The following is a 25845-nucleotide window of genomic DNA, read 5'->3' on the forward strand; positions in this document are numbered from 1 at the left end:
AACCCGAATGAAGCTCAACCAGTTTGGAGGTCTGATATTGGATGGCGAACGTTGCGTCATCAAAACGCTGGAAGGCATAGTTACGTTTGGAGTGGTATTGCAATCGAAATCACCTAGCAGTTAATGTTTGATGATGCGATCATTAGTATGGATCATGGGGTTTATCCTTGGTTTTGCTTTTAGGTTTAGGCACTTTCATCAAAACCGGTAAACCCTTCTTAATCAAGACGATCTGTCAGATGTGATCTGATCTTGTCTACTTTTTTACACCTTCCTCCAGCTTACTAGTTCCCTTATTTGTTAAGAAATACTAAATTCCTGCTAGAACTGAGTGTAAGTTACTCATGCCAGCCACGACAAATAGATCGATAAAATAAATCCAATTGTATCCGTTTTCGCAACATTGTTTCTCTATTTGAACTAATTATTGAGTCAATGTGATGTACTAGGATAGATCGCAAGTTTTGGACATTAACTCAACGCTTCAGGAGCCTGAAATGAAAGCAAAACTTATTTTACCAATGATTCTATTAAACATGCTTGGCGGAGTAGGGTCCGGCATCATGATCTATATGTCTGGCGGCGATCCGGTTTGGGTCGGCGCACTTTTAGCGACCTTGCCTTTACCATTTTTCTTGATGATTCTGACAAATGTGTTCAGCATTTCAAGAACATCAGAAAGGCTGCCAGTTATTCAAGCCGTTAACTTTTTAGGAGTTGCACTGGTTGCTTATTCAACTTATTCGAACCAGGCTCCAATGTCCTTGCCTCAGTACATTCCTATTGCAGCTGCTGCCCTGGGCTTCGTATCCCTTCACTGGTATATCTGGTCATTCTCCGTCTACAACCGTAAAAAGAGTAAAGCTATATCAAAAGGCCAAAAACTGCCTGAAATGAACTTTAATCGATTAGATAAAACAAGTGTGTCTTCCACCTCTTTTGACGAATCTAAAACACTATTAGTGTTCTTTAGAGCCAACTGGTGCCCATTTTGTATGAACCAGTTAAAAGAAGTGAAGAAGTATGCTGAGACACTTAAGCAATATGATGTGAAGGTAAAGTTTATCTCTAACCAAGGCTACGACAACTCAAGGAAGTTAGCCGACAAGCTTGACCTGCCTGGTCATTTTGAAATTCTTCAAGATGACAACCTAATGGGTGCTAAAGCCTTAGGCATTGAAGATATTGGCGGTTCTCCTGCAGGAATGCCTGGGTACCCTAAGGATACTGTTATGGCTACGGTGATAGCACTGGACGAAGGTGGCAAGGTTCTATTCGGAGATGAGACCGATAATTATCGCAGACGCCCAAATCCTACGACTTTCCTGCATGTTTTTGCTGACTCAGCACCACAGCTAGAAAAGGACAAACCAACCTTTAAAAGCATTGCTTAGCGAAAGGCCCAAACTTAACAACCAGTAGGTTTTCGTCAACCAATCTCCCCCTTTCTAGAACTAGAGAGGGGGGTTCTCTTGATGAAATTATTCTGCGATTTCACCTGACACCCTAACTCCTAATCCAGCACGCTTTGTAGAAAATCGATAAAAACTCTCGTTTTCGCAGGCATCGCTCTACCACTGGGAATCAGTGCACTAACCGGTGGACCGGGTACTACTTTCTCAGGAAACAACTCAATAACTTCGCCAGTCTGAATAGAAGAACCGAGAGCAGTATCATATACCTGAGCAATACCCATACCAGCGACTACTGCATCTATCAGTGTTCGCCCATCTCTAAAAATTGCCAGCGGGGAAGGGGAGAATTCAGTAATTGAGTCATCATTTTCTCGAAATGACCAGGCTCTTACTTTTCCTGTAGGCGCTCTGAAAACAAGAGCATCATGCTCTCTTAACTCCTCCAAATTCTTAGGTTTACCTTTCTGCGAAAGATATTCAGGCGAAGCGCACAAGATACGTCTAGATCCACATAATGTTTTTGCGATAAAAGAACTATCTTCTAGTTCGCCAATTCTAACAACGACATCCCATTCACCTTTAATAGCGTCCTCCAGGCTATCTGAAAGAGAAACCTCAACCGTAACCTTGGGATGCAACTGCGTAAACCCCTTTAAAGCACTGACAATATTTCGGCCTATGCCTATTGGCAAATTGATACGCAATCGTCCGGCAGGCTCATCCTTCCTGGCATGCAGCAAAAGCCTGGCCTCATTGATTGTTTCTAACGCATGTTTTGCGGCATCTAGAAATATTTTGCCTTCTTCTGTCAGCCTGATACTTCGTGTGGTTCTGTTGAATAGCTTAAGACCCAATTCCTCCTCAAGCTTCTTAACTGCCTTACCAGCGCCTGATTTGGTTGAGTTCAATGATGCCGCCGCCTTTGTAAAGCTTCCGTGTTCGGCTACGGCAATAAATACGACTATTTCGTTCAAATGGGCTTGTTGAAACACAGATTGTGTCCCTAATGGATACAATGAGTTTCAAAATAGCATGTTTATAGCACAAATCAAAGTAACTAACCTTCCCAATAGTGGTTTGGCGTAAGTACCTGCATAGAGGCCAATTGGAGAGTTAAGTACATCGCCTCTTGGTCCATCGAAGGCTTACCCAAAGCTCGCGCTTCCAAACTTTAAACCATTAGAGGAATAGGTTATGTCTCTTCAAGACAAACTAGATGCTTTCAAAGAAGTATTTAAGCAACAGGCCCCGGAAGGAGCATTTGAAGCCTTTGCCAGATCATCCAAGGAATTGGCTGCTAGTGGCCAAGTTGAACGTTCGATTAAAGTAGGGGAGAAAGTCCCATACTTTACATTGCCAGATTCAGACGGTAACGACCTTGTCCTGGAAGAACTCCTTGCCAAAGGGCCCGTTATTCTAACGTTCTATCGAGGCGTGTGGTGCCCGTACTGCAATATTGAGCTGCAAGCGTTAGAAGAAGTTGCTGCAGAGATCAAAGCGCGTGGCGCAACCCTGGTTGCTATTTCCATGCAAGGGCCCGCTGAAAGCCGTAAATCTCAGAGAGATAACAAGCTAAGCTTCCCAATTCTGACTGACCAAAGCGGAAAGCTTGCTGAAAAGCTTGGTATCCGCTGGACATTACAACCTTATGTAATTGAGTTCCACAAGGTGTTCAAAGTCGAACTCCCGACCATCCATCGTGACGGCGCGTGGAACTTACCTATGCCAGCAAGATATGTCATAGATACCGATGGAACAATCGCATATGCGGAGGTGAATCCTGACTATACGCGTCGCCCAGAACCCAGTGACTTATTTCCCGTACTTGAAAAGCTGAGTCAGTTTACAACTGCATAGTATGTAAACACCTCCACCTCTTTTGCGCTGACTAGCGCCAAAGAGATGCAAGCACTCAATGTAAATCGATATCGAGCACCGTAAAACCCAACTTATATGGTAAGACTCATGGTCAATTTTACACGTTACACAATTGAAACAGCTCCAGAAGCCTCTAAGCAAACTCTAGAAGCCGCTAAAAAGAAAATGGGATTTGTACCCAATCTAATGGCAACCATGGCCGAATCACCTGTAATGGTAGAGAGCTACCTAACACTTATGGGATTATTCGATAAATCTCGCTTGAGCGAAACGGAGCGAGAGATAATCCTGATGACAAACAGCCGTCTAAACGGTTGCACCTACTGCATGGCTGCGCATACCGCCGTTTGCAAAATGGCCGGTGTAGATGAAAATGTAATCAAGGCTCTGCGTAGCGGTAAAACACTCGATGACCCTAAACTCGAAGCACTCCGAGCATTCAGTGTCATTATCAATGAGAAACGTGGATGGGCTACAGAAGAGGAAGTTGAGGCGTTTCTTGCAGCAGGTTATACGAAAGAGACGGTTCTAGAGGTGATAGTTGGAACTAGCCTAAAAGTACTCTCGAATTACTCTACCCACAATCTGAATGTCAGTCTCGATGATGCGTTTTTGCCAATGGCTTGGAGTAAGAATATGGATTCGAATGGTTGAGCGTAACAGCAAATAAACAACATGTATCCGATTCATGCGTCTAATAAAAACTGGGCCTTGGGAAGAGGGCGGCTGTCCAGATCATAAAAGTGACGATAAGAACCCCACTGATTCACCAAAATAGCTAGGCCCATATAGCCACTATGGGCCTCTACTACATTGTCCGAGATATATTCGTGGTATCTAAGCCCCTAAACAATATATTCTCTTAAATACAGCCTTCTTTTGGCTTGTCGCAATTACTCCATTTCGCTACGAACAATGCCGGGTGTTTTGGCTTGTCCCCGTACTCGGTCAGGATGATCGCGCTCGTTAAAGCGTCTCAAGCCTTCGGATAGCTCTGCTCTGGATTCAGAGTCGCTGAATAATCGGTTAAAGCACTCAGCCTCAATTCGTAGGCCTTCATCAAGATCCTTTCCATAACCACGAATGGCGGCTTCTTTATCAGAGTGAATCGCTGGCTGGGGAAGGGTAGAGATATACTGTGCTAACTCAACGGCACGACCTAATGCGGCTCCCTTTGGCACCACTTCGTTGGCCAACCCAATGCGATAAGCTTCTTCAGCATTAATAACTTTTCCCGTGATGATTAACTCCAGCGCTCGTCCCATACCAACAATACGCGGCAAACGCTGAGTACCACCATCGGCTAAGCCGATATTCCAACGACGACAAGTCATTCCAAAGGATGCGTGTTCTTCTACAATCCGCATATCGGCAAAACATGCCCACTCAAAGCCACCCGCATAAGCAATTCCGTTCACAGCCGCAATGATAGGCTTATAAATATCGGTCCAGCGGGATGGGCCTATAATGCCTGGAGCTTCTCCTCGGTTATGCCGGGCAATATCAGCGGGCTCTACAGGACATAAAACAGCCACGTCAGGATCGGGGTGATTAGTGGGTTCGGTTGCAGCAAGATTGCTTTTCAAATCACCCCCTGCACAAAATGCAGAATCGCCAGCACCGGTGATTACCGCAACTTTAGCTCCGTCATCGGTACGAAAGCGATCGAATGCATCCACCAGCTCACGGTGAGCGCGAGTACCAATACAGTTCTTAACCTCTGGACGGTTAAAAGTAACGATGGCTACAGGGCCAATTTGCTCGTATTTAATATGATGATATTCCATGTCATAAGACCTTTATCATGTGGCGTCGAAGTAATATTTAAAATCCACCCTGATACATCAAATGAGAATTTAATCCCGGTGCCGATTAATATTTTATCAACATATACCGCAATAAATTAGTACAAATGAACCCTTTACAGTTAATAAAACTTTATTTGCTAATGCAATGAAATCCTGAGCTTTTCCTCCTGCAATGATTAGATTCAGCACCTGTATCAAACTTGGAAACCTTACAAATTTCTGAGGAATGGGAATTATTGCGCCGCCAATAGGGTTGTCAACCTAGATACGTGACGAGCTAGTATATAAAATCCAGCCAGATATCAATACAAAGCCTGATGAAGCATTAAGTGTTGCGCTAAAGTACCTAGAGGACAATCGACTGTGACACAGTGTCAAATAGCTCATAACGAAATAGGGATGGCACGACTCACCCAAACGCATGAGACTCAACGGCAAAGTGGCTCATTCGAATTTAAGCGTGCATTGGAAAGGGCAATTAATTGAGGATAATAAATGGGTCCTGTTATTAGATTTCCTGTGGTGTGCTTTTTAAATGGAAAAATTACAGTGCACACAAAGAGTAGCTTCAAAGCATTAGGGGCTCGTTTTTTGGACGAGCAGACATTTGTCACTCTGGAGAATCGGCGATCAAAAGCAAAAGATGGTTGGATACTTGACTCTAGCGGGAAGTTTGTACCTTTATCTTATAGCGGCAATTTGCGAGAATGGGCTCGTCCTATTTCCTTCCTCTGGAATGCCGTGCTGACTAAGTACCAAGCTAATATCGAAGGGGCTGTGAAGGTAGGCTTTGTACTGAAAGACTTAGATTCGATGTCCAAATCCTCGCCGGGAAAGCTTGGGATGGATTTCAAAAGATTTCTAAGTAAGTATGAGCCTGGCCAGTATATTACCAGTGATATACTGAAGGAATGGCCCCTTTAATTTGACATTTCCTTGTGAGCCTCACACGCCAAATATACTCTATTAATATATTTTGACCCTCTCCAATGAAGTTCTCTCTAAAGTTAGCAATATCGAAATGATTCAAATCAAGACTAAATATGTATAGTTGAAACATTTAGGAGAATTTTTTTAACTGTGTTGACTCCCAAATACGATTAAATATAGAGGCTAATCATCTCTAACAACTTGGAGATGCCCCGATTGCTGACCGTTTTTTAACGGCTATTTTCTGATCTCCATCAATTGTGTCAGGCAAACTAGAGGCGCATAATGTCGCTTGGACTCCACCACGGACCAAGGCGAAATGATACACAAACGGCACAGCAAAAGCGGTTTTTCAACCCCTCAATCCAACCAACTCTTTCACCCCGCGGAAGCGCCAGTGTTAGCCTTTCCGATTCAGTTCGTACTCATTGAATGGGATTACACAGCGGTCAATCAGGTAGTAGGACCGAAAAGCCCTGGTAGTAGCGACCTCCATGCGGCTTGCATTGATATGGCTCATTAAATGAACTGCCACTGCGGCAGTATTTGATCGAACCGCGGTTGCGGTATAACAATAAGTTATTAGCAAAATATTCTGAAAGAAAAGTTCTGACATGAATTCTACGAATACGGATGAACCAATGGCATCTGAGCCCGCCGTTCAGTTAAAGATAGATCAATTATCCACCTTCTCATTGGCCGCACAACAAAATGCGTATCCAATATTCAGGTCAATTAGCTTGTACGCGCCAACCGCGCCCGAAGAGCCAGTGGACAATGCACCAGTCGCACTATTAAAGAACTTGGTTGTCACGCTACGTTCGGATCCCGAAATCTTCGCTCCAGAAGAATGGTCTATCGATGAAATTCGTCCAGGACAAGCGATCTCGCTTCAAAAACGCCCGCTCAACGTGCCGCATGACTTGTTGTTTAATTTAACAGAAGAAATGAAGGTTTCCGTTTCACTTTCAGTCAATTTACGAGACAACACTGATGAGGCCTTAACGACTTCTAGATTTATCATTGAGGTCCTTCCCGCTAACTTTTGGGGCGGGGAGAGTAGACAGCCAGACCTGTTGGCTGCCTTCGTGAAACCCAACGGGCTGTATGTTGAATCTTTATTACGGCAAGTGGCGGAAATGCTGGAAAACGGTGGCCACGGAAGAAGCATCGATGGCTACCAATCTAATACTCGTGAAAAGCCCTACATGATGGCCGCCGCATTATGGAACGTTATATTCGCTCAACGAATTGCCTACGTTACACCACCGCAGGGTTTTGCCAGGCACGGACAACGTATACGGCTAGCCGCTGACATCAGCGCCTCTAAAATTGCGGCCTGCCTTGACACATCGCTGCTTTTTGCCAGCTGCCTAGAAGCGATGGGCCTAAATCCGGTAGTAGCGATAACGAAAAATCACGCATTCGTTGGTGTCTGGCTGATCGATGAGCATTTTCCTGTTTTAACCAATGATGATCCCATGGATCTACGTAAACGTATTGATGCACGCGATTTAGTACTTTTTGAAAGCACGCTTGTCACTAATGATTCGCCTGTGACCTTTGAGCAGTCTAAGGAGCACGCACGGAACCTAGTTAGCGAGGACAAAGAGGTCGACTTCGTCTATTTGATTGATATCAAACAGGCCCGTGCGAGAAAGATTAAGCCAATTTCCACCATTGAAGAACAGCTGGAGGAAAAGCCTTCCGACTCAGATACAGCGCTAAGCTTACCGATTATTCCGCCGCTTCCTCCGGTCAGAGCGGATGAACAAGTTATCGATGAAACACCAGATACACGTATTGATACTTGGCAAAGGAAGCTGCTTGATCTAACAAAACGCAATTCATTGTTGTCATTAAAAGACCGCGCTGTGGCAATAAAGCTCTACTGTCCTGATATCGGTGCAATGGAGGATAGTCTCGCTGACGGCGCGTCGTTCAAATTCCTATCTTCAGAAGAAAGTCCTCTCAATGACAGGGAACGCAGTGGAGAGACCTTTCGTCTACAGGCTGGGTCCGATATTCATCGGGAATACGCTTTAGAGCAGCTCAACAAGCATGTTCTCCTTGCCAACATGTCCAGGAAGAAACTCGAGCAAAATGCAGTCAATCTTCTTCGGAAGGCTAAGAATGATCTAGAGGAGGGCGGGTCTAACACGCTATATCTGGCTTTGGGCATGCTGCGCTGGAAGGAGAATCCGGAGGATGATCGTTCATACCGAGCCCCCTTAATCCTGATCCCGGCAGAACTTACACGTAGCAGTGCGAGAGCACCCGTCAAAGTTCGTCAGTTACCTGATGAAAGCCCGATCTTTAATATGACGCTCATTGAGTTTCTGAACACTGAGCACAATATAGACCTGAATCAGTTCAGAGAATCTATGCCTGAAGATGAGTCCGGTGTAGATGTGGCTCTTGTCTGGAACACAGTACGTGCAGCGATTGCTGAACAACCTGGGTTTGAAGTTGTCGAAGAGTTGGTGCTAGCGTCGTTTTCCTTTGCGAAATATCTAATGTGGATGGATCTGAAAGATCGCCTCGACGACTTGAAAGATAACCCTTTTGTTAAACACCTCGTTGACCATCCCCAGGATGCATATGTTCAGGACGCCAGCTTCGTTCTAAGGGATGAAGTTGATGAGAAGGTCGATCCCGAAAAGGTATTCACACCCCTCAACTGCGACAGCTCCCAATTAGTTGCGGTAGAGGCCTCTGGTAGACCCCAAGATTTCGTGCTTGAAGGCCCTCCTGGCACAGGCAAATCGGAAACCATTGCAAATATCATTTGCCACAATCTTGCACTCGGTAGAAAGGTACTATTTGTCGCTGAGAAAATGGCGGCCCTAAACGTTGTTTATCGGCGCATGGAAAAGGTTGGACTCGACCATTTGTGCCTCGAGCTACACAGTAATAAAGCCAATAAAAAAGCCGTGTTGGAACAGCTGAGGATGGCTACCGATAAACGCGACGAGTCGCAGAGCGCCGGATGGGTTGATTCCGTTCGAGCACTCAAAGAGAAACGAGATAAACTCAATGGTTTTGTAAAGGTACTTCACAAAAAATCGATATATGGCATCTCCGCTCGTGATGCGATTGCTAGAGATGTGCGTTACAAAGACAAACATTCACTAAGTATTAATTGGCCCCTTGGATTCGACAGCGCACCAGTTAACAGCCAAGAAAAGCTAGATGATATGCTGGCTGCAGTTAAAGAGTCTGCATTGGCGTATAACGATATATCCCGCTTGGATCCTACACCGTTTCGTATAATCCGCGCAAAAAGCTGGTCTAACGCGTGGCAAAACCAGGTTTTGGACTGTTTAAACCGATATCAAACGTCGCTCAACGAAGTCTACCGTTCTGCAGCGACTCTTGTATCCAGCTTCAACCTTAAACTGCCGGAAAACACACCGCACAATCTTGTTCGTACCAATCAGCTAGCAAACCTCGTTGAGCTAGCCGAATCAAACTCCCTCGGCTATATCGTTAAACGAGGCGTGAAAGAATCGTTAGACGATCTAGAAGAATTAAGCAGAGCTAAAGCCTCATTTGATAAAGCCCTCGATACTATAGAGTATAAGGTTACAGCAGAAATGCTAGCTAAAAGCCCTGTATCCGAATGGGTGGAAATGTACGAGGAAGCCAAAGAGAGTTGGTTTAAGCGGGTCTTGGTCAAATTCAAGATAAACGGGGCAGTGAAAAAGCTCGGATACTCGAAATTCAGCGACCTTGACGTCCTTCCTGATCTGGGAAAAGCTGCTGCACTTCAAGAGGACATAAACTCCCTTAAAGGCCAGTTCGAATCTGACAACATCTGGCATGGCTGGGAGACCAGCTCTGAAAGTCTTCAACAGTCAGCATCAATAGGAAAATCAGCGTATCACGCTCTGGTCGACGCAGTAGCGCTAACCGACGATCCTGCCGTCTTGCTTACTGCGATTAAGTCAAGGCTAGTTGATGGACGTGATTTTCTCGAAAGCTCTAAAATTTTAAAACAGAAACATGAGTTTAAACAGTACTGGTCAACCTACAAGGCAATAGCTGAAGAAGCTGAAAAACTAGAGCTTTCGTTTGATGAAAACGCCACGTTAGAAGAGGTAACACCAGCTATTGAGCAGCTGCTCACTGGAGCAGTCAAATTCAAGGCGTGGAGTGAATGGCTTTCTGCGAAAGAAGAACTGTCACGTTACAAGCTCGATAATCTCACCAAAGATCTAGAAGCCAGAACTATTCTGTCGGACGATGCTGAAGATCAAGCTCTCACGGCATTCTGTCGCTGGTTGGCGCCACAGCTGATCGATCAGAGTGAAGAGTTGCGGCAGTTTAAGGCCTCTACACATGAGCAATTGATTGATGACTTCCGAAAGCTTGACGAAGAAGTTTCCATCACAACCAGTGACTATGTGGCAGCGATCGCAGCAAAGGCGATTCCGGATCCATTCGCCAAAAGTAGCCCTAAAGAATTTGGGCTATTGGCCAGGGAGCTGCAGAAAAAAACACGCCATAAGCCAGTACGCTCATTATTCAATGAAATGGGCGGGCGATTACTGGACCTATGCCCCTGTATGATGATGTCACCATTGTCAGTTGCCCAATTTTTACCCTCAGATTTTAACGGTTTTGATTTGGTCGTTTTTGATGAAGCATCGCAGATGACTACGTGGGATTCAGTAGGGGCAATTGCCCGAGGGAAAAATGTGATTGTGGTCGGTGACCCTAAACAGATGCCGCCGACCAGCTTCTTTAGTGGGGCAGTGAATGTAGATGATCCAGATGAAGAAGACCTTGAATCTATTCTGGATCAGGCTCTAGCCGCACGACTGCCTCATTTGAGACTGAAGGGACACTATAGAAGCCGGCACGAAACACTTATTGCCTTCTCCAACAGTAAGTATTACGAGAACTCGCTCGTTACATATCCATCGTCCGACACCAAGCAGTCTGCAGTTACACTACATCGTGTAAATGGCGTTTATTCAAAAGGTAAAGGAAGGAACAATCCTATTGAAGCGGCAGCAGTCGTTGATGAAATTGTTCGATGTTTGACCAATCCTGCAAACACTTCCCAGACTATCGGCGTCGTAACTCTGAATACCGAGCAACAGCGAACAGTAGAAGATTTACTGGATGATGCCCGTAGAAAACATCCCCACATAGAACCATATTTTCAGTCTACTGATACTTATGATGGAGTTTTTGTTAAGAACCTGGAGTCTGTGCAGGGTGATGAACGTGACATTATTATCCTCAGCCTGGGCTACGGACCTACCGAAGCACATGGCCGAACGATGAGTATGAACTTTGGGCCATTGAATAAGTCCGGTGGCGAACGCCGTTTAAATGTAGCGATCACAAGGGCTACCAGTGAAGTACTGATATTCTCGAGTTTTGACTCTTCAATGATTGATCTTAGCCGTACGTCGGCATTGGCAGTTGAACATCTAAAACACTATTTAGAATTTGCTGAGAAGGGGCCTATTGCTCTAGCAGAGCAAGCGACCGCAGATTATGGGGTAGACCAATTCGATAGCGATTTTGAGCAATCTGTAGCCTGGGCACTACGAGATAAGGGGTGGAGGGTTCAAACTCAGATTGGAGTTAGTAAGTTCAGAATTGATTTAGGAATAATACATCCAGACCATCCAGGTGTTTATTTGGCAGGCGTTGAGTGTGATGGAGCAACGTATCACGGATCTCCTTCAGCAAGAGATCGTGATCGAGTGCGTCACGCTATTCTCGAAAACCTTGGGTGGCGATTAGTAAGACTGTGGTCTACAGACTATTTTCAAGATCCAGAAGAGGCGATCGATAAAATTGATCGCAGGTTAAATGAAATACTAGAAGAGGACAGAAGGTCAGCCCCAGGCGACGAGCAGATTAGCCCAGCTAACAATGAACCTGTGGATGATATTTTGACAGAAGAGGCTGAGCGTGTAGAAGAGACGATATCATCCGACGAATATAGCCATTTGCGCTACTTCGACGATGACCACAAGGAAACACTTGTGGGTATAGCAAAATCAATTCTATCCCAGAAAAATGGTATTACACTTCATGAATTGGCACTTGATATTGCCAACCTGCATGGCCTATCAAGGACAAGTAAAAAACAGCTCAAGCACATATTTGAATTGCTCACCCCCTGGGCAGGAATTAAAAGAGATAACATTCATAAGCCTGTAGTTTGGCTATCCCCGAATGACATCGTCGATGAAATCCCATGGCGAGGGCTCGCACCTTGGGAAGAGGAGAGGGACTGGGCAGAAATACCTCATCCTGAAGCCTTGGGACTTGCTCGATTGGCCATTGAAAAATCGCCCGAGAATCCAGTCGAATACATATGCAATGAATTCCGATTGAAACGCCGACACTCTAAGACGCTACAGCAGTTTCAGGCATGGGTTGACGAGGTTACTGAAGAGTTAACTGTGAACTAGCTGAACGCGTTCATAAGGCTTTCTTATGACTCAGGCAATGGAGCTGGAATCTTGCTAGATAACCCGGCTCCGTTTGACGTCCATCGCTAACGAAAGTCAGCCGCTCCGGCAGCTTCTCGCGAGCATAAACACCGACCTGGTTAACCAGGACCAAAACAAACGGAGAGGGTTATGGGAGTACTACAGGGGATTATCGGGGAGCTGGATTGCATCCAGATTCGACCTGAACACAAAAACCGTTCATACTCAGGCCAAGGGGAGACATGGATATCGGAAAAAACCGCCAAGAAAAAAGTTCAAACCTAGGCCCCACCAGGGCTCCCGCTATTTCCGATATTTGTGAATATCGGATATTTTATAAATGCCCGTTTTTCCGTATAATTTGCCGCATTCCAACAACAACTCCATATTTCTATGTCTGCTTCCAACCGGCCACCAGCACCAATCATCGACAACCTGAACAATCTTGAGAATCCATTCCGCTGCACCAGCTTTTCAGCTAGCCGTTATCTCAGCAAGCAGATTCCTGGTGCTGATACCGATCTGGAGTTCACGCTTAAGTTTCTTTACAGCTACAACGGTAGCCAGGCAACGTTTAACAGCTACCGCCGTGAACTTGAGCGTTTGCTGCAATGGGCGTGGCGCATTGAAGAAGTCTCAATAATGACTCTGAAGCGCGAACACATTGAGGAGTTTGTGCAGTTTTGCATTGAGCCGCCAATTGCCTGGATCGGAACTAAGAATGTTGCCAGATTCAAAACACAAAATGGCGAGCGCGTTGTGAATGCCGATTGGCGGCCATTCGTAGTCAGTGTGTCCAAAGTTGAGTTTCGTGCTGGCAAGACGGCTTCCCCCAAGGAGTTCCGGCCATCCCAGGCAGCGATCAAATGCATCTTTACTGCATTGTCGTCTTTCTTCGATTTTCTCTATCAAGAAGGCCTGGTTCCAGCCAATCCTGTGGCACTGATTCGCCAGAAAAGTAAGTTTGTTCGACGTGAGCAACAAAGCCAGGTTGTACGTCGAATCAGCAACTTGCAGTGGGATTATGTCCTGGAGACTGCTGAGATCATGGCCGAGACATCACCAACTGATCACGAGCGAACTTTATTCATTATGAACGCCCTATTCGCTATGTATTTGCGAATCTCTGAGTTGGTTGCGGATGAAAGATCGGCACCAGTTATGGGTGATTTCAAGAAAGATCGCGACGGAAACTGGTGGTTTCACGTTACGGGCAAAGGTAACAAAGGCCGGGCGATCACTGTTTGCGACCAAATGTTGAAGGCCTTGAAGCGCTACAGAAATTATTTGCAGCTCCCTGCTCTGCCCAGCATTAACGAGCAGACACCTCTGGTGCACAAGTCCCGTGGCAAGGGACCAGTTACCAGTACCCGACAGGTTCGCCTGATTGTTCAAAACTGCTTTGATGCTGCCCACCAACGGATGGTTGAAGAAGGCTTAGGGGAAGATGCTGAAGATCTTAAGGCTGCCACTGTGCACTGGCTCCGCCATACGGGTATTTCTGAAGATGTGAAGTACCGCCCCCGCGAGCATGTCCGTGATGATGCGGGCCATGCAAGTATGGCTACGACCGATCGCTACATTGATTCCGATATGCGAGAGCGACATGAGAGCGGGCGGAGTAAGCGGGTAAAGGAAGAGCGGTAATACTACCGCCCTACCCCTACCCTCATATAAATGAAATAGCTTGACCCGCAATAGATACGATATATCATTGCACACCATCTGATTAACCTAGTACACATGGATGAATACTCAGAGTGCGGAGAGGCTAATGGCACATACAAACAAACTCCCAGTCACCGTCCTTTCAGGTTTTCTAGGTGCCGGTAAAACTACCGTACTTAGCCACATACTGAACAATCGCGAAGGCAAAAAAGTTGCTGTAATCGTCAATGACATGAGTGAAATCAATATTGATTCGACGAAAGTACAGAGCGAAGTTTCTCTTAACCGTAGTGAGGAGAAGCTTGTTGAAATGAGTAATGGCTGTATTTGCTGCACTCTGCGGGAAGACCTTCTGGAGGAAGTCACTAAGCTTGCGCAGGAAGGACGGTTTGATTATCTCGTTATTGAATCAACAGGGATTTCTGAACCCTTACCCGTTGCAGAAACCTTCACTTTTGCCGACGAAAATGGTGTTTCTCTCTCTGATGTTGCCAGTTTGGACACAATGGTGACGGTGGTCGATGCAGTCAATTTTTTAAAGGACTATGACGAGGCCGTATTTTTACAGGATGCTGGTGAATCATTAGGTGAAGACGACGAACGCAGTGTAACTGATTTGCTGATCGACCAGGTCGAGTTCGCAGATGTCATTCTGATCAGTAAAACAGATTTAGCTGGCCCTTCTGATGTTGAGCGCCTAGAGGCCATTCTGCGAACTCTAAATACGCAGGCAAAAATAGTTCCGGTCTCTCAAGGGCAAGTCGATATTGACGAGGTTCTAAGTACCGGCTTATTTAACTTCGAGCGCGCGCAGCAAGCACCTGGTTGGCTTAAAGAGATGCGAGGTGAACATATTCCTGAAACGGAAGAGTATGGCATTAGCAGTTTTAGCTACGAAGCACGTAGACCCTTCCATCCAGAAAAATTTCATCAATTTCTGCACAATACTGAGAGGCACGGCAAGTTAATTCGTTCCAAAGGGTATTTTTGGCTGGCGTCCCGCCCTGAGTTTGCAGGCGAATGGAGTCAAGCGGGAGGCATTGCCCACTATGGTTTCGCTGGGATGTTCTGGAAAGCTATACCCAAAGAAAACTGGCCCACAGACGAAAATTATCGCAGCTCCATTGAAAAACAATGGGTAGAACCCTTTGGTGATATGCGGCAAGAACTAGTATTTATTGGCCAGAGTTTGAATCAAACCAGCATGACAAAAGCGCTTGATGACTGCCTGCTAAGCGAGGACGAAGTGCTACGAGGCAAAGAATACTGGGCGACATTGAATGATCCATTTCCCGCATGGGAACAAGGATGAATATTAACCTCACCCCTGTACTTGGCTAGATCCTTTAGTGGGAAAGTGTAAAAGACCGACGAAATGTCGGTCTTTTATTAAGCTAGCGCCTTTCGACAGTTCAATTCTCTATAGCGGCCTCAACGGCTGCCGCCGCATCAACAATGCCTGACCCACAGCGCCGACATGAGCCTGTAAAACTTCGGGCTGTACTGGTGAGAATGGATTCAACCTCATCTGGTGTAACATCGGGCTTGACTGAATATATAAGTGCGGCTGTACCGGCAACATGTGGAGCGGCCATGCTGGTGCCGGCGTAGTAAGCGAAGCTATCACTACCGGGAGTTCGCGCGCCGCTGTTTAATGTAGAGAGAACGCCATCGGATTCCACCGAGTTAGTTTCACCTCCGGGGGCAGCGACATCGACCACATTGCCGTAGTTGGAGTAGTAAGCAAGTCCTCCGGAGCGGTTGGTCGCGGATACTGTAATGACTCCTGAACAGTTAGCCGGAGAAAACCAGAAGGCATTCCGCCCAGAGTTACCTGCGGCAACAACAACTGTGGCGCCCAGGCTACGGGCTGTATTGATGGCACTTTGAGTTGTGCTTCCACAGAGGCCAAAGCCCCCCAGGCTCAAGTTCAACACTTGAGCCGGAGTTTCATTGGCTGGTGCACCACTAACCGAGCCGCCAGCGCTCCAGACAATGCCATCAGCAATATCAGATGTGTAACCGCCGCAGCGGCCGAGTACTCGAACGGGGAGCACTTTTGCTTTATGGGCTATCCCAGCGATACCCATATTGTTGTTGGTGACGGCAGCAATGGTGCCGGCCACATGAGTGCCATGCCAGCTGCTATCAAATTCAGGATACAGTGGGTTTCCGCAGTAACTATCGGTATACCAATCCCCGGGATCACTGGCATCACTATCACGGCCATCCCCATCTACAGCGATATCGGAATCCGAAATCATGTCGTAACCAGGCAGCAAGTTGTCCATGAGGTCTGTGTGAGCGAGATAACCGGTATCAATAACTGCTACTACCACGCCCTCCCCCTGAGTTATATCCCAGGCTGCGGGCAAATTCAGTCCACCATCAGCTTCAAAGTAGTGCCACTGGTCGTAATAGCTGGGGTCATTAGGGACCGCCATAGGGTGCATCATCAAGTCGGGCTCAGCGTACTCAATATTGGGGTCTTGTTTTAGGCGGTTGATTATCAGGTTGATCTCGGCTTGGCTTTTTCGGCTCCCCAGGTGCATGACTTGTGCACCCGTCGCCATGCGCCGCAAGTGGCGCAAGTTGTGGCCCGCACGGCGAGAGGCTTTCTCCACAGTTTCCTGAGTCATGCTCGCTGACCGTCCGATCGTGGAATCCTGCTTGTATTTCACAATGATCCGGTCAGTTGTTGGGGAGCTACTTAGGTTATCCATTTGGGTGGCGAAGGAGCCTGTACATAGAAGTGAAAACACACCTGCTAGAGTGGATTTTTTCAACAGTGACTTCATTATTGTTATCTCTCCATGATGATTTAGCCGACGGGGTGTAACATCCTAACCATTAGTACCACTGTCCCTGTTGTGACAGGGCACGTTAGGCTTTACGCAAGATATATGCCTGAGCAAGTCATGGCTGGATATCGAGACAAAATTAGTACCAGTGTTTCAATTTTGCCCACAGGGATAGTAGTGGCAACCGATGTATCCTTCTTAGGTGATTGCCGGCCTCTTTCTATTCTTGTGACAGCCTCCACCTAAACAAACTTATTTATCTGTCTTTGCACCGATATAGAGATAACTAAGGGCTTTCCAATCACTGTGCACGGAAAGGCTGCAAAATACTTTTCGAAATTTATCAACTTTAAAGAAAAGGCTGGAGCTTGAAGTTAATCCACTCTGATAAAACGAGCTTTAATCGAGCAGTGGAAATGATCATCACAGAATTGGTGATATTGCCGGCAATATAACTGGGAAAGGATTCTGCGGAGATCAACGTGTTAAATGAAAATGCCAGTCAGCTTAACTGACTGGCATTATTTGAGTAGAACAGCTATCAACCCACCCCACAGGAACCTGTCGAGTGGGAGTTGGCCCATTTACTCAGTACTAGCACTCAAAGAAACTCCAGAGTAGTCAGAGTAACCGCGGATACTGATATACCAGGTACCTGCGTCTGGATTGCTGATGCTGCAGCTTTCATCATTACCCCACTCGTAAGGACGACAATCGTACGCTGTGCGGGTGGGCTCTTGGCCAAAACGAACATAGAGGTCTGCATCCCCACTGCCACCAGACATTACGGCACTCAGCGTTGAAGCTCCGCTGTCAACGTCGATAGTGAAGTGCTGCCAGCTGTTGCGGGAACCACTGAGATTTGTCTCTTCCCAGCTGTCGCTACCGCCACCGCCGCCACCACCTGCGGTGTAGCTGCCTACGAGGCTAACGTTAGAGAAGGAGCTATATCCACGTACCATGACGTGATAGGTTCCTCCCTGTACGTTATCGATATCACAAGTTTCATTATTGCCTGAGGTATAGGGGCGGCAGTCATAGGTGCTGGTTGTCGGAGCGCTGCCATGGCGAACGTAGAGGTCAGCATCGCCGCTTCCACCGGACATTACAAAAGACAAGTCTGTAGCGTTGTTAGGCACTTCTAGGGTGAAGTTAATTTCATCACCACTGTTACCCTCGATACCAGTCTCAGCAACACCATTTTCAAGTTCACCGCCGTCGTTACCGCCACCACCGCCGCCTCCACCATTGGCTAAGGCTACGGCCGCTGCTGCATCGACAATACCTGAACCACAGCTGCTGCAAGAAGCCGGGAAGCTCCGCGCGGTACTAGTGAGGATTGATTCAACTTCATCTGGGGTCAAGGTAGGGTCTACAGAGTAGAGCAATGCTGCGGCACCGGCCACATGAGGCGCCGCCATACTGGTGCCCTGGATGTAATAGTAACTATCACTGCCTGGGTCAGTAGCACCATTGTTATAGGTAGAGAGGACGCCGTCGGAGTCATTGGCGAAGCTCTGTGCTCCACCCGGTGCTGCAACATCTACTACATTGCCGTAGTTAGAGTAGTAAGCACGACCGCCACTGCGATTAGTCGCAGCCACTGAGATCACCCCATCACAACTGGCAGGAGTAAATTGGCTTGCATTAGCATTGCTATTACCAGCAGCTACAACAACCGTCGCACCGAGACTGCGAGCAGTATCGATGGCATTTTGTGTGGTAGTACCACAGCTTCCGCTGCCGCCAAGACTGAGATTGAGTACGTCGGCGGGATTCGCATTGGCTGGCAGGCCACTGACAGAACCGCCAGCGCCCCAAATGATGCCGTCAGCAATATCTGACGTATAGCCACCGCAACGGCCGAGCACACGGACAGGAACAATCTTTGCCTCGTAGGCGACTCCAGCGATACCGAGGTTATTGTTGGTAACGCCAGCGATAGTGCCGGCAACATGGGTACCGTGCCAGCTACTGTTGCTTGAGGAGCTATCCCCACAAGTACCAGAGCTATACCAATCACCCGGATCGGTGGCATCGCTATCGCGACCATCGCCGTCTACGGAAACGAAGGTATCGTCGATCATGTCGTAGCCCGGCAAAATGTTGGCCGCCAGGTCTGCATGGGGTCGATAACCAGTATCGAGTACCGCGACCACAGCCCCATTACCCGCAGTGGTATCCCAGGCTGATGGAAGGTTCAAACCACCGGTAGATTCATAGTAGTGCCACTGATTGAGGTAACTTGGGTCATTAGGTACAGCCACTGCTTTCAAGATCAGATCTGGTTCTGCGTACTCCACATCCGGGTCTTGCCTCAGGCGATCGATAATTGCATTTACTTCGGCTCTATTTTTTCGACCTTCCAGGCGCATTACCTGAGCGCCAGTAGCTATCCGGCGCAGATGGTTCATTTTATGGCCAGCGCGACGGGAAGCTTTTTCCACAGTTTCCTGAGCCATAGTAGCGGCCCGTCCAACTTTAGCGCTTTCTTTGTACTTAACGATGATGCGATCAGTTAGCAGCGTGTTATCCGCTTCTTCCGCATAGGCACCAAAAGGCGCAGTGCATAGCAATGAGAATGCACTTGCTAAAGCCGTCTTTTGTAAAAGAAATTTTAAAGATAAATTCATTATTGTGGTTTCTCCGAAGTTATATTTATTCCAATACCAAAAAATTATTCGATATCGGTTACTCCTAAACCGCCCCGCTTTGGCTAAATAAATTCTATAAAGGGAAAGCCCAAAAACTGCTGAATTTAGGATCATTTAGTTAGCTTGAGCGAAATTAGTACCATTGTTTCAACTTGGTACAAATGTATAACGACTTGGAAATTGTTGTCCTCAATGGAGATCTCGAAACTCATGTGGACTGCGATGACAAGTTTTAAATCTCTACAAAAAACTTTGGTAATAAATATTTTTCCGCAAAAAAGTGTGGAATGGTTCACGAGAGACATAGCCAAAGAGGATTAACAGATCACTTATGACAAAAAATACGGCCTTATCTCTTAAGTATAAGGCGATGTTATATCACATCAAAAATATTTTATTTAACTATGACTTTTGATTATTGGTAAGTTGATTCAATGAGGGATGGGCGCTCTTGCGAGCATGAAAGAAAAGAAAAAATCTACTACTTTAATCGACACTAGTTATCAGCCACTTACTTGAGCTAACCATTCACCGTTTGATAAATCAGCAGCAAATCTAATTTCTCCGAGTTGTATAGCTGCTATATCTTGGTCTTTACAGGTGTTCTTTCGCCAGTGAAATTAAACGATCACACCTGGCTATAGCTTTATAGGCATAGGCTTCTTTGTTGCCCCGAGAAGTATCGAGCTCAGAGAGGACATTCTTTTTAAGAGCAGTAGCAACTTCAATGGCAAGGGCATACTTTTGGTGGTTTAAGCAGTGCCGACAAACAATTATTTCCAGCCTATCTTCGCTATCAATGTTTAAATACCCCAAGTTGCGCAGCCCCTCGTGAAGACCTTAAATATCTTCCCCTTTGTGAATGGCTAGTCGCCATATAGGTGTCTAATCTAGTGCCATGGAGACACCGACTGCCACACCTGTCCCTTTGTCATAACTTGTGAGGTTTGATATGAGAAAAGCAACTGGAGAAGCGGTAGGCACACAATCCAGGCTAGCCGCCCCTTCTGATTTAAGTGAGAGTGCGAGGGCCAGTATTACTATTGCCGTTAATACCCTGCTGGCAGATACTTTCAGCCTATATATGAAGACAAAGAACTTTCACTGGCATGTTAGCGGCCCCCACTTCAGGGACTATCATTTGCTTTTCGATGATCAAGCCGATGAAGTATTCGAGATGACCGATGCCCTGGCGGAGCGCGTGCGCAAACTAGGAGGCACTACGCTTCGCTCCATTGGCCATATCGCCAAGCTACAACGATCTTCAGACAATGATGCCGAGTATGTAGATCCGCAAGATATGTTGTTAGAGCTAGGCGAAGATAACCGGGAAATGATCTCAAGTATGCGTAAAGTCCACGAACTTTGTGATGAGCATAGAGATATTGCTACCGCAAGCTTGCTGGAAGAGTATATTGATCAGGCAGAAAAGCGGTCATGGTTTTTGTTTGAAGCTAGCCGCACCTCTGGTTTGACACACCACTGAGCCCTTTGGCTAAAGCTTGATCTGGCAGACAGCGCTACTTTTTGAATTACCCTGTCAGATCAAACTCACCCATTAGCTTTTCTTTATTCAAAACGACTTCTCCCCTTTTATCCTGAGTAACTACAACTCCAGCTTCAATCTCTCCCCCACCGAATTCTCAAGGAAACCTTCTCGGAGGTAAAAATCAATTGTTCGTTGCCAGTTTTCTCTTTCTGGAGTACTAACTTCCAACCGTGGCCAGCCCTCCTCCTTCGCAAAGCTGATCGCCTCAGCCAAAAGAGCCTTGCCAATAAACTGCGAGCGAAACTCTGGTTCAACATACAGCTCCTCGATTACCCCGTAGTTGCCTCCGGCATAAATAGCGGCAGATCTGGATAGGGTAATAACTCCTACAGGAGCTCCATCGGCATAATATAGGAAAGCATGGAATCCATTATTTTGTGATAACAGCTTCTTAGCCGTTACTGCCATCACCTCTGGATCGATGTTGCGCTTATGACCGACAAGAGCTTGCAGCAATTTTGTTACCAGTCCTGCGACCTCACTACTCTGCTTCGCCCCGGCCCTTACAATCGGACTCACCATAAACTATCCCTTCCCTTTAACTTATTTACATTTTTGCCCAGCTGAAATGTGATCACATTTAGAATCTATCAGCAATTTTTACTGGCAGCAAGCTGGGTGCGTAGGAAAGAAAGCGGACAACTCTCTATTGAATAATGGTCACAAAGAGCCAATGGGTAGAAATCATTAGAGCCGAAGGGATTGATGAAGCCTCAACGCTCGCATAGCACCATAAGTTTGAAGAAATGGAACCTGAACAACATCAGAGGCTTTTTCAGTCTTTAGGTATGAAACCTGAAGACTGAAAAAGTACAAGAGGTATTTATGAATTTTACCTTATCCCAAGTCTAAAAAATTCAAGGTAGGACAGCTGGAGCTATTTTATAAATTTAAGCTCCAGCAGACCCCAACCATACCTATAGAACAGCTTTCAACCGCTCTTTCAGAGAGGATATAAACACCTTATCCTTCCCCCCAAGATTGGAAACATAAAGTATAAAATCACTACCATCTTTTCTGACAACAGTTACTGTGGTGGTATCGCCTAATGAACTGGACCAGTCTACTTGTAGGTCCTCAATATCTTCGTAAGATGCCATTTCCTTTTCCAAAATATCCCCATCTTTCCAATAGGAAAATACATGGCGCTGTGTAAAACCATTGCCATCTTCACTCACGAATAGAAGCGCGTCACTATAGAAATATGCTATCTCATCAGTAGCCTTTAGGATCCCCTTTCTCTGCATAAACTTGAGGTCCCTATCTGATATCTCACTGCCTTCAACAACCTTGTCGCTAGCTAAAATACCAAACTCTCCACCGACCACCAGCCCACACACCGGCAAGCTCAACACCACTAACAAAGCATGCCTAGCACGCCATTTGGAACCCTCAATTACCGCTGGTGACTTATCACCATTCACAAACAGTAAATAGTTTGCCAATGGCAATACTGTTAGCACGGTTAGAAGCTGGAACACCAGGGGGTAGCCCGTATATCTACCCAAGACTGGTGAGATCAAAAAGGTAATGGCCAATACAACTGCAAATCCTTTGTTTGGCAAATATGATTTACCATATCGATTTTCACTATCTTCACGGAGTTTATTCCAAAGGGGGAAGTACCAGAACTTGTTAAAAATACCTCTAGCGAGCGGCATGATCGCACTACGTTCCTGCTCCCGGATATATTTGAAGTTTCTATAAAACCAATAAACACCAAAAATTCCGAATGTAAAAACCCACATCGCCGTCAGCTTACCCAGGGAGACAGGGTAAAAAATCGTATCTTCCTTTACAGGATTCTTCCATCTATCAAAGCGCCACATAAAGACCAGGAAGACATACATGGCGGCATAGATATAGATATACGTGGCGAGCGATAACTGTGACAAGAAACCACTCTCAGTATCTCCTGAGGTATTTTCATAAGACTGATAGATACCGTAACTCAGTTGATTCTTGAGTTTGTTAATAGCCTCTACGTAGGCTTGATATTCACTCGGCTTAACATGATCAGCCTTACTGCGGTATATATATTTCAGAGAAAGCGTCTTACTGTCTTCCTGAAAGGAAACTTCATTTTTGAAATAGAAAAAGCTGTTGTCTTCTTCAAAATACTCACTATCAAAAAACCAATCATCTCCATTGAAGTGAACTTCAATAACCTGTTCTATATGCTCTGGATACGATAAAGCCAACGGATGGTGCCTATCCTGATCATCCGGCTCAGATACCCATGGGCTAACAATGTTTGCATAAAAATCAACCTCGTGGCGCTTTCTATCTGGTTTATCTTCCCAAAAATTTTCCAGCTTATATTGCTCATGAGAGGTGAATATATTTCGCTCTGGGTTATCTTCTAGCTCAATTAGAGCAGCGACTTCAATCCCGGGATAATAATCCTCAAAGAACTCCAAATATTCTGTCTGGATTTGATCTCGCCCATTGCTAGCTAAACGCTGTCTCTGCCTTTCGGCGTCCTTACCATAATTTACAGTAGTGGTTGTAAAGGTTGCAGGGCCGTCATCCAGTACTGTGAACTCATCTTTTACAAATACTCCATACTTTGCGACATCTGGCTCCATATTTACCAAGTCATCAGTGCCCGGCCTGAGTATTAGTGCTTTTCCATAATCTGGCTGAAAAATACTACTCAAGTCACCATGCTGATAGCTACGCGTTGGATCTACCCAATACTCTTTGTCTTCAAATTCAAAATAGCTGATAACATGGTCAAATGACCGTACGCTGGGGATTCTATCTTTAAGTCTTGTTTCGGTATTCACTAGAGCCGGGTAGCCATCAACTCCAAGTTCTTTCAATAGAGTTAAAAACAGTACAGTTTTATCTTTACAATCTCCATATCTATACCGCAAAGTCGTGCTGGCTGGTCTGGGCTTGTGTGAGTTTTCCCCCAACTCTATTCCTAAGTAACGTATCTCCTCCTGGACAAACCGAAGTGCGGCAGAGATTTGGGAACTCTTATCTTTGTGATTTAACTTGATGTCAGCGACTAATTTAGCTATCTCCGCATCAACATTAAAAACTCCTTGATATAACCCTAACCCCCAGACACCAACAGCTTCCCAGGTTGCCTGTTCACTAAAGTAAATAGCGCCCCAAGGACTAAACCAGGAAGGAGTCCCATCGTCAGATTTAACTGGATCAAGTTTATTGTCCTCGATGACATACTCTCTGGCACCACCCAGATCTTTTTGTTTGAGTTCCAAATCGCTATTTAAAATTGAACTATAGAGAGGTGTTTGCTTCTCCCACAATATACGCAAATAGAGTCTCTCAAGTGGGACAGACCAATTCAGACTGGAGCTATATGCAAATATCCCCTGATAAACAGGATTCACCCCCGAACGCGTGTAGCTATACTCTACAACATCACCCACCCTGATATCGTCTAACAAAATATTGAGTGTTAATTGACCATGGTAGACTGACTCATCCATCTCCTCTTCGCGCCGAATATGATCTATTCGCGCAGTATTGAGTTTATTTAAAACCTGTCCATCGCGGATCACATTAAGAGTATGTAATGTAACCTTTTGATACTCTGGGTCATAATCAATACTTATCTGTGAGCTTTCATCAACCCCTTCAGGGTTAATAATGTATTCAGCCATTCGAAAGAAGTATTCAAATCCTGGCTCATCCCCTGCTTTGATCTGGGAGTCCAGCAGAAGATAGTGAACCCCATCCTGGATCTTATCCACAGGCCGCTCATTTACTTCAGGAACTACTACCTTTGTAACCCAATCTGGTATGGGAGACGTAGCAACTTCTTCCCTTGCCCAAACCTTGCCTACGGCCAACAATGAACAAATCACTAATACTATTGATATAGCCGCATCAATTTTTTTCTTCATTATCTACTTTTCTACAATACTTAGAGTGGCTTTCAAATACGAAATGGATGCGCACCAGTGAAACTAGACTGCAAACCCAATTAACTCAATACCTGCTTGTACGAGGAGCTTAGTAAAGGCGTTTTTCACTCGAAAGTCCAATATGGAGTCACAATGCGAGCTATCCCGATATTTTTTGTACGATAGTCCATTAACTAAGAACCTAAGACAACGTAAATAGCAGAAGATATAAGATTTAGAAGAGCTGACACTCTCTATACTAAAACTGGTATTCAGATTTATAAAAAGTTAATCACAACCAAACTTCCCCCACAAACTACAAGTAAGCTTATAAATAAGCTTTCCTATTAACTAGGAGTTAACAGGGATAAATTTTGTAACGGTCAGCTACTGTTGGTTTACCCATAGAACAATATAGGGAAACAATTTGCTTCTAGTTAATTTGCGGCCACTGTTCATGGCAGTAGCTAATGTAAATCTCCATAGAAACCTCTTAGTTGTTCCCATTTGGCAACGGCAAGAAATCTAATAGCAGCAGTGGAGCCTAATCACCCCCGAGGAAAGTAGTCGCCCGCCTATGGCATCAAATCTTATGTAGAACAGGTGTTTCTCTTATCTCCAGCAGAAGTTGGGTTTCCGGTAAAGGCGAGCCTCTATAGAAATTAGAATTAATACATATAACAGCCGAAAAAGCACCTGTAAACGATTAAAATTAGCCTTAATGGCTATATTCCCACCTATTAACACTTTTGACCTATGCAGGCTATAATAGATCAAAAAGCACCCATTAACTTAACAAA

At 45.6% G+C, this 25845-nt stretch carries 14 protein-coding genes; 8 read left to right on the forward strand and 6 right to left on the reverse strand.

Annotated features, from left to right (window positions below; genetic code table 11):
* Positions 1-497 precede the first annotated feature (497 nt).
* The gene (locus ACJJIS_RS10555) at positions 498-1394 is read left to right on the forward strand and encodes a TlpA family protein disulfide reductase (RefSeq protein WP_475710234.1); all 897 of its coding nucleotides are present in this window, start codon (positions 498-500) and stop codon (positions 1392-1394) included.
* A gap of 119 nt (positions 1395-1513) precedes the next feature.
* Here ACJJIS_RS10555 and ACJJIS_RS10560 read toward each other — a convergent pair whose 3' ends face one another.
* The gene (locus ACJJIS_RS10560) at positions 1514-2407 is read right to left on the reverse strand and encodes a LysR family transcriptional regulator (RefSeq protein ID WP_444886208.1); all 894 of its coding nucleotides are present in this window, start codon (positions 2405-2407) and stop codon (positions 1514-1516) included.
* 202 nt (positions 2408-2609) lie between these two features.
* Here ACJJIS_RS10560 and ACJJIS_RS10565 point away from each other — a divergent pair, with 202 nt between their 5' ends.
* Together ACJJIS_RS10565 and ACJJIS_RS10570 are read left to right on the forward strand one after the other, a co-directional pair.
* Positions 2610-3272 (forward strand): peroxiredoxin-like family protein, encoded by a 663-nt coding sequence (locus tag ACJJIS_RS10565; protein WP_475710235.1) that lies wholly within the window; start codon positions 2610-2612, stop codon positions 3270-3272.
* 108 nt (positions 3273-3380) lie between these two features.
* Positions 3381-3947 carry a carboxymuconolactone decarboxylase family protein gene (locus ACJJIS_RS10570; RefSeq protein ID WP_475710236.1) on the forward strand — a complete coding sequence of 189 codons (567 nt, stop codon included), beginning with the start codon at positions 3381-3383 and terminating at the stop codon, positions 3945-3947.
* Positions 3948-4186: 239 nt separating this feature from the next.
* Here the strand turns inward: ACJJIS_RS10570 and ACJJIS_RS10575 are convergent, their stop codons facing one another.
* The gene (locus ACJJIS_RS10575) at positions 4187-5080 is read right to left on the reverse strand and encodes an enoyl-CoA hydratase/isomerase family protein (RefSeq protein WP_475710237.1); all 894 of its coding nucleotides are present in this window, start codon (positions 5078-5080) and stop codon (positions 4187-4189) included.
* Positions 5081-5596: 516 nt separating this feature from the next.
* Here ACJJIS_RS10575 and ACJJIS_RS10580 point away from each other — a divergent pair.
* The 4 genes from ACJJIS_RS10580 to zigA all read left to right on the forward strand — a co-directional run bounded on the left by ACJJIS_RS10580 (position 5597) and on the right by zigA (position 15472).
* A complete protein-coding gene (locus tag ACJJIS_RS10580; RefSeq protein ID WP_475710238.1) occupies positions 5597-6025 on the forward strand; it encodes a hypothetical protein in 429 nt (142 codons plus the stop codon).
* A 647-nt stretch (positions 6026-6672) separates the two neighbouring features.
* Complete coding sequence (gene proA / locus ACJJIS_RS10585) at positions 6673-12471, forward strand: anti-phage protein ProA (RefSeq protein WP_475710239.1); 5799 nt, start codon at positions 6673-6675, stop codon at positions 12469-12471.
* A gap of 414 nt (positions 12472-12885) precedes the next feature.
* Positions 12886-14139, forward strand: a complete 1254-nt coding sequence (locus ACJJIS_RS10590; RefSeq protein ID WP_475710240.1) for a tyrosine-type recombinase/integrase — start codon at positions 12886-12888, stop codon at positions 14137-14139.
* 127 nt (positions 14140-14266) lie between these two features.
* Positions 14267-15472 (forward strand): zinc metallochaperone GTPase ZigA, encoded by a 1206-nt coding sequence (gene zigA / locus ACJJIS_RS10595; protein WP_445354163.1) that lies wholly within the window; start codon positions 14267-14269, stop codon positions 15470-15472.
* A gap of 100 nt (positions 15473-15572) precedes the next feature.
* Here zigA and ACJJIS_RS10600 read toward each other — a convergent pair whose 3' ends face one another.
* Positions 15573-16958, reverse strand: coding sequence for a S8 family peptidase (locus ACJJIS_RS10600; protein ID WP_413662043.1), 1386 nt, complete (start codon positions 16956-16958; stop codon positions 15573-15575).
* A gap of 587 nt (positions 16959-17545) precedes the next feature.
* The gene (locus tag ACJJIS_RS10605) at positions 17546-19594 is read right to left on the reverse strand and encodes a S8 family peptidase (protein WP_475710241.1); all 2049 of its coding nucleotides are present in this window, start codon (positions 19592-19594) and stop codon (positions 17546-17548) included.
* A 973-nt stretch (positions 19595-20567) separates the two neighbouring features.
* Between ACJJIS_RS10605 and ACJJIS_RS10610 the strand changes: the two genes are divergently transcribed.
* Positions 20568-21101 (forward strand): Dps family protein, encoded by a 534-nt coding sequence (locus ACJJIS_RS10610; RefSeq protein ID WP_445361807.1) that lies wholly within the window; start codon positions 20568-20570, stop codon positions 21099-21101.
* A 120-nt stretch (positions 21102-21221) separates the two neighbouring features.
* Here the strand turns inward: ACJJIS_RS10610 and ACJJIS_RS10615 are convergent, their stop codons facing one another.
* The gene (locus ACJJIS_RS10615) at positions 21222-21686 is read right to left on the reverse strand and encodes a GNAT family N-acetyltransferase (protein ID WP_475710242.1); all 465 of its coding nucleotides are present in this window, start codon (positions 21684-21686) and stop codon (positions 21222-21224) included.
* Between the two features lie 395 nt (positions 21687-22081).
* On the reverse strand, positions 22082-25045 hold the full coding sequence (locus tag ACJJIS_RS10620; protein ID WP_475710243.1) for a DUF3857 domain-containing transglutaminase family protein: 2964 nt from the start codon (positions 25043-25045) through the stop codon (positions 22082-22084).
* Positions 25046-25845: the final 800 nt, after the last annotated feature.

It is taken from the genome of Microbulbifer maximicatervae (SeqCode) (assembly GCF_056231245.1).

Excerpts from the sequence above, each read along its gene's own strand:
- ACJJIS_RS10555 (WP_475710234.1), top strand. The coding sequence starts at position 498 with ATGAAAGCAAAACTTATTTTACCAATGATTCTATTAAACATGCTTGGC.
- ACJJIS_RS10565 (WP_475710235.1), top strand. The coding sequence starts at position 2,610 with ATGTCTCTTCAAGACAAACTAGATGCTTTCAAAGAAGTATTTAAGCAA.
- ACJJIS_RS10570 (WP_475710236.1), top strand. The coding sequence starts at position 3,381 with ATGGTCAATTTTACACGTTACACAATTGAAACAGCTCCAGAAGCCTCT.
- ACJJIS_RS10575 (WP_475710237.1), bottom strand. The coding sequence starts at position 5,080 with ATGGAATATCATCATATTAAATACGAGCAAATTGGCCCTGTAGCCATC.
- ACJJIS_RS10580 (WP_475710238.1), top strand. The coding sequence starts at position 5,597 with ATGGGTCCTGTTATTAGATTTCCTGTGGTGTGCTTTTTAAATGGAAAA.
- proA (WP_475710239.1), top strand. The coding sequence starts at position 6,673 with ATGGCATCTGAGCCCGCCGTTCAGTTAAAGATAGATCAATTATCCACC.
- ACJJIS_RS10590 (WP_475710240.1), top strand. The coding sequence starts at position 12,886 with ATGTCTGCTTCCAACCGGCCACCAGCACCAATCATCGACAACCTGAAC.
- zigA (WP_445354163.1), top strand. The coding sequence starts at position 14,267 with ATGGCACATACAAACAAACTCCCAGTCACCGTCCTTTCAGGTTTTCTA.
- ACJJIS_RS10600 (WP_413662043.1), bottom strand. The coding sequence starts at position 16,958 with ATGAAGTCACTGTTGAAAAAATCCACTCTAGCAGGTGTGTTTTCACTT.
- ACJJIS_RS10605 (WP_475710241.1), bottom strand. The coding sequence starts at position 19,594 with ATGAATTTATCTTTAAAATTTCTTTTACAAAAGACGGCTTTAGCAAGT.
- ACJJIS_RS10610 (WP_445361807.1), top strand. The coding sequence starts at position 20,568 with ATGAGAAAAGCAACTGGAGAAGCGGTAGGCACACAATCCAGGCTAGCC.
- ACJJIS_RS10615 (WP_475710242.1), bottom strand. The coding sequence starts at position 21,686 with ATGGTGAGTCCGATTGTAAGGGCCGGGGCGAAGCAGAGTAGTGAGGTC.
- ACJJIS_RS10620 (WP_475710243.1), bottom strand. The coding sequence starts at position 25,045 with ATGAAGAAAAAAATTGATGCGGCTATATCAATAGTATTAGTGATTTGT.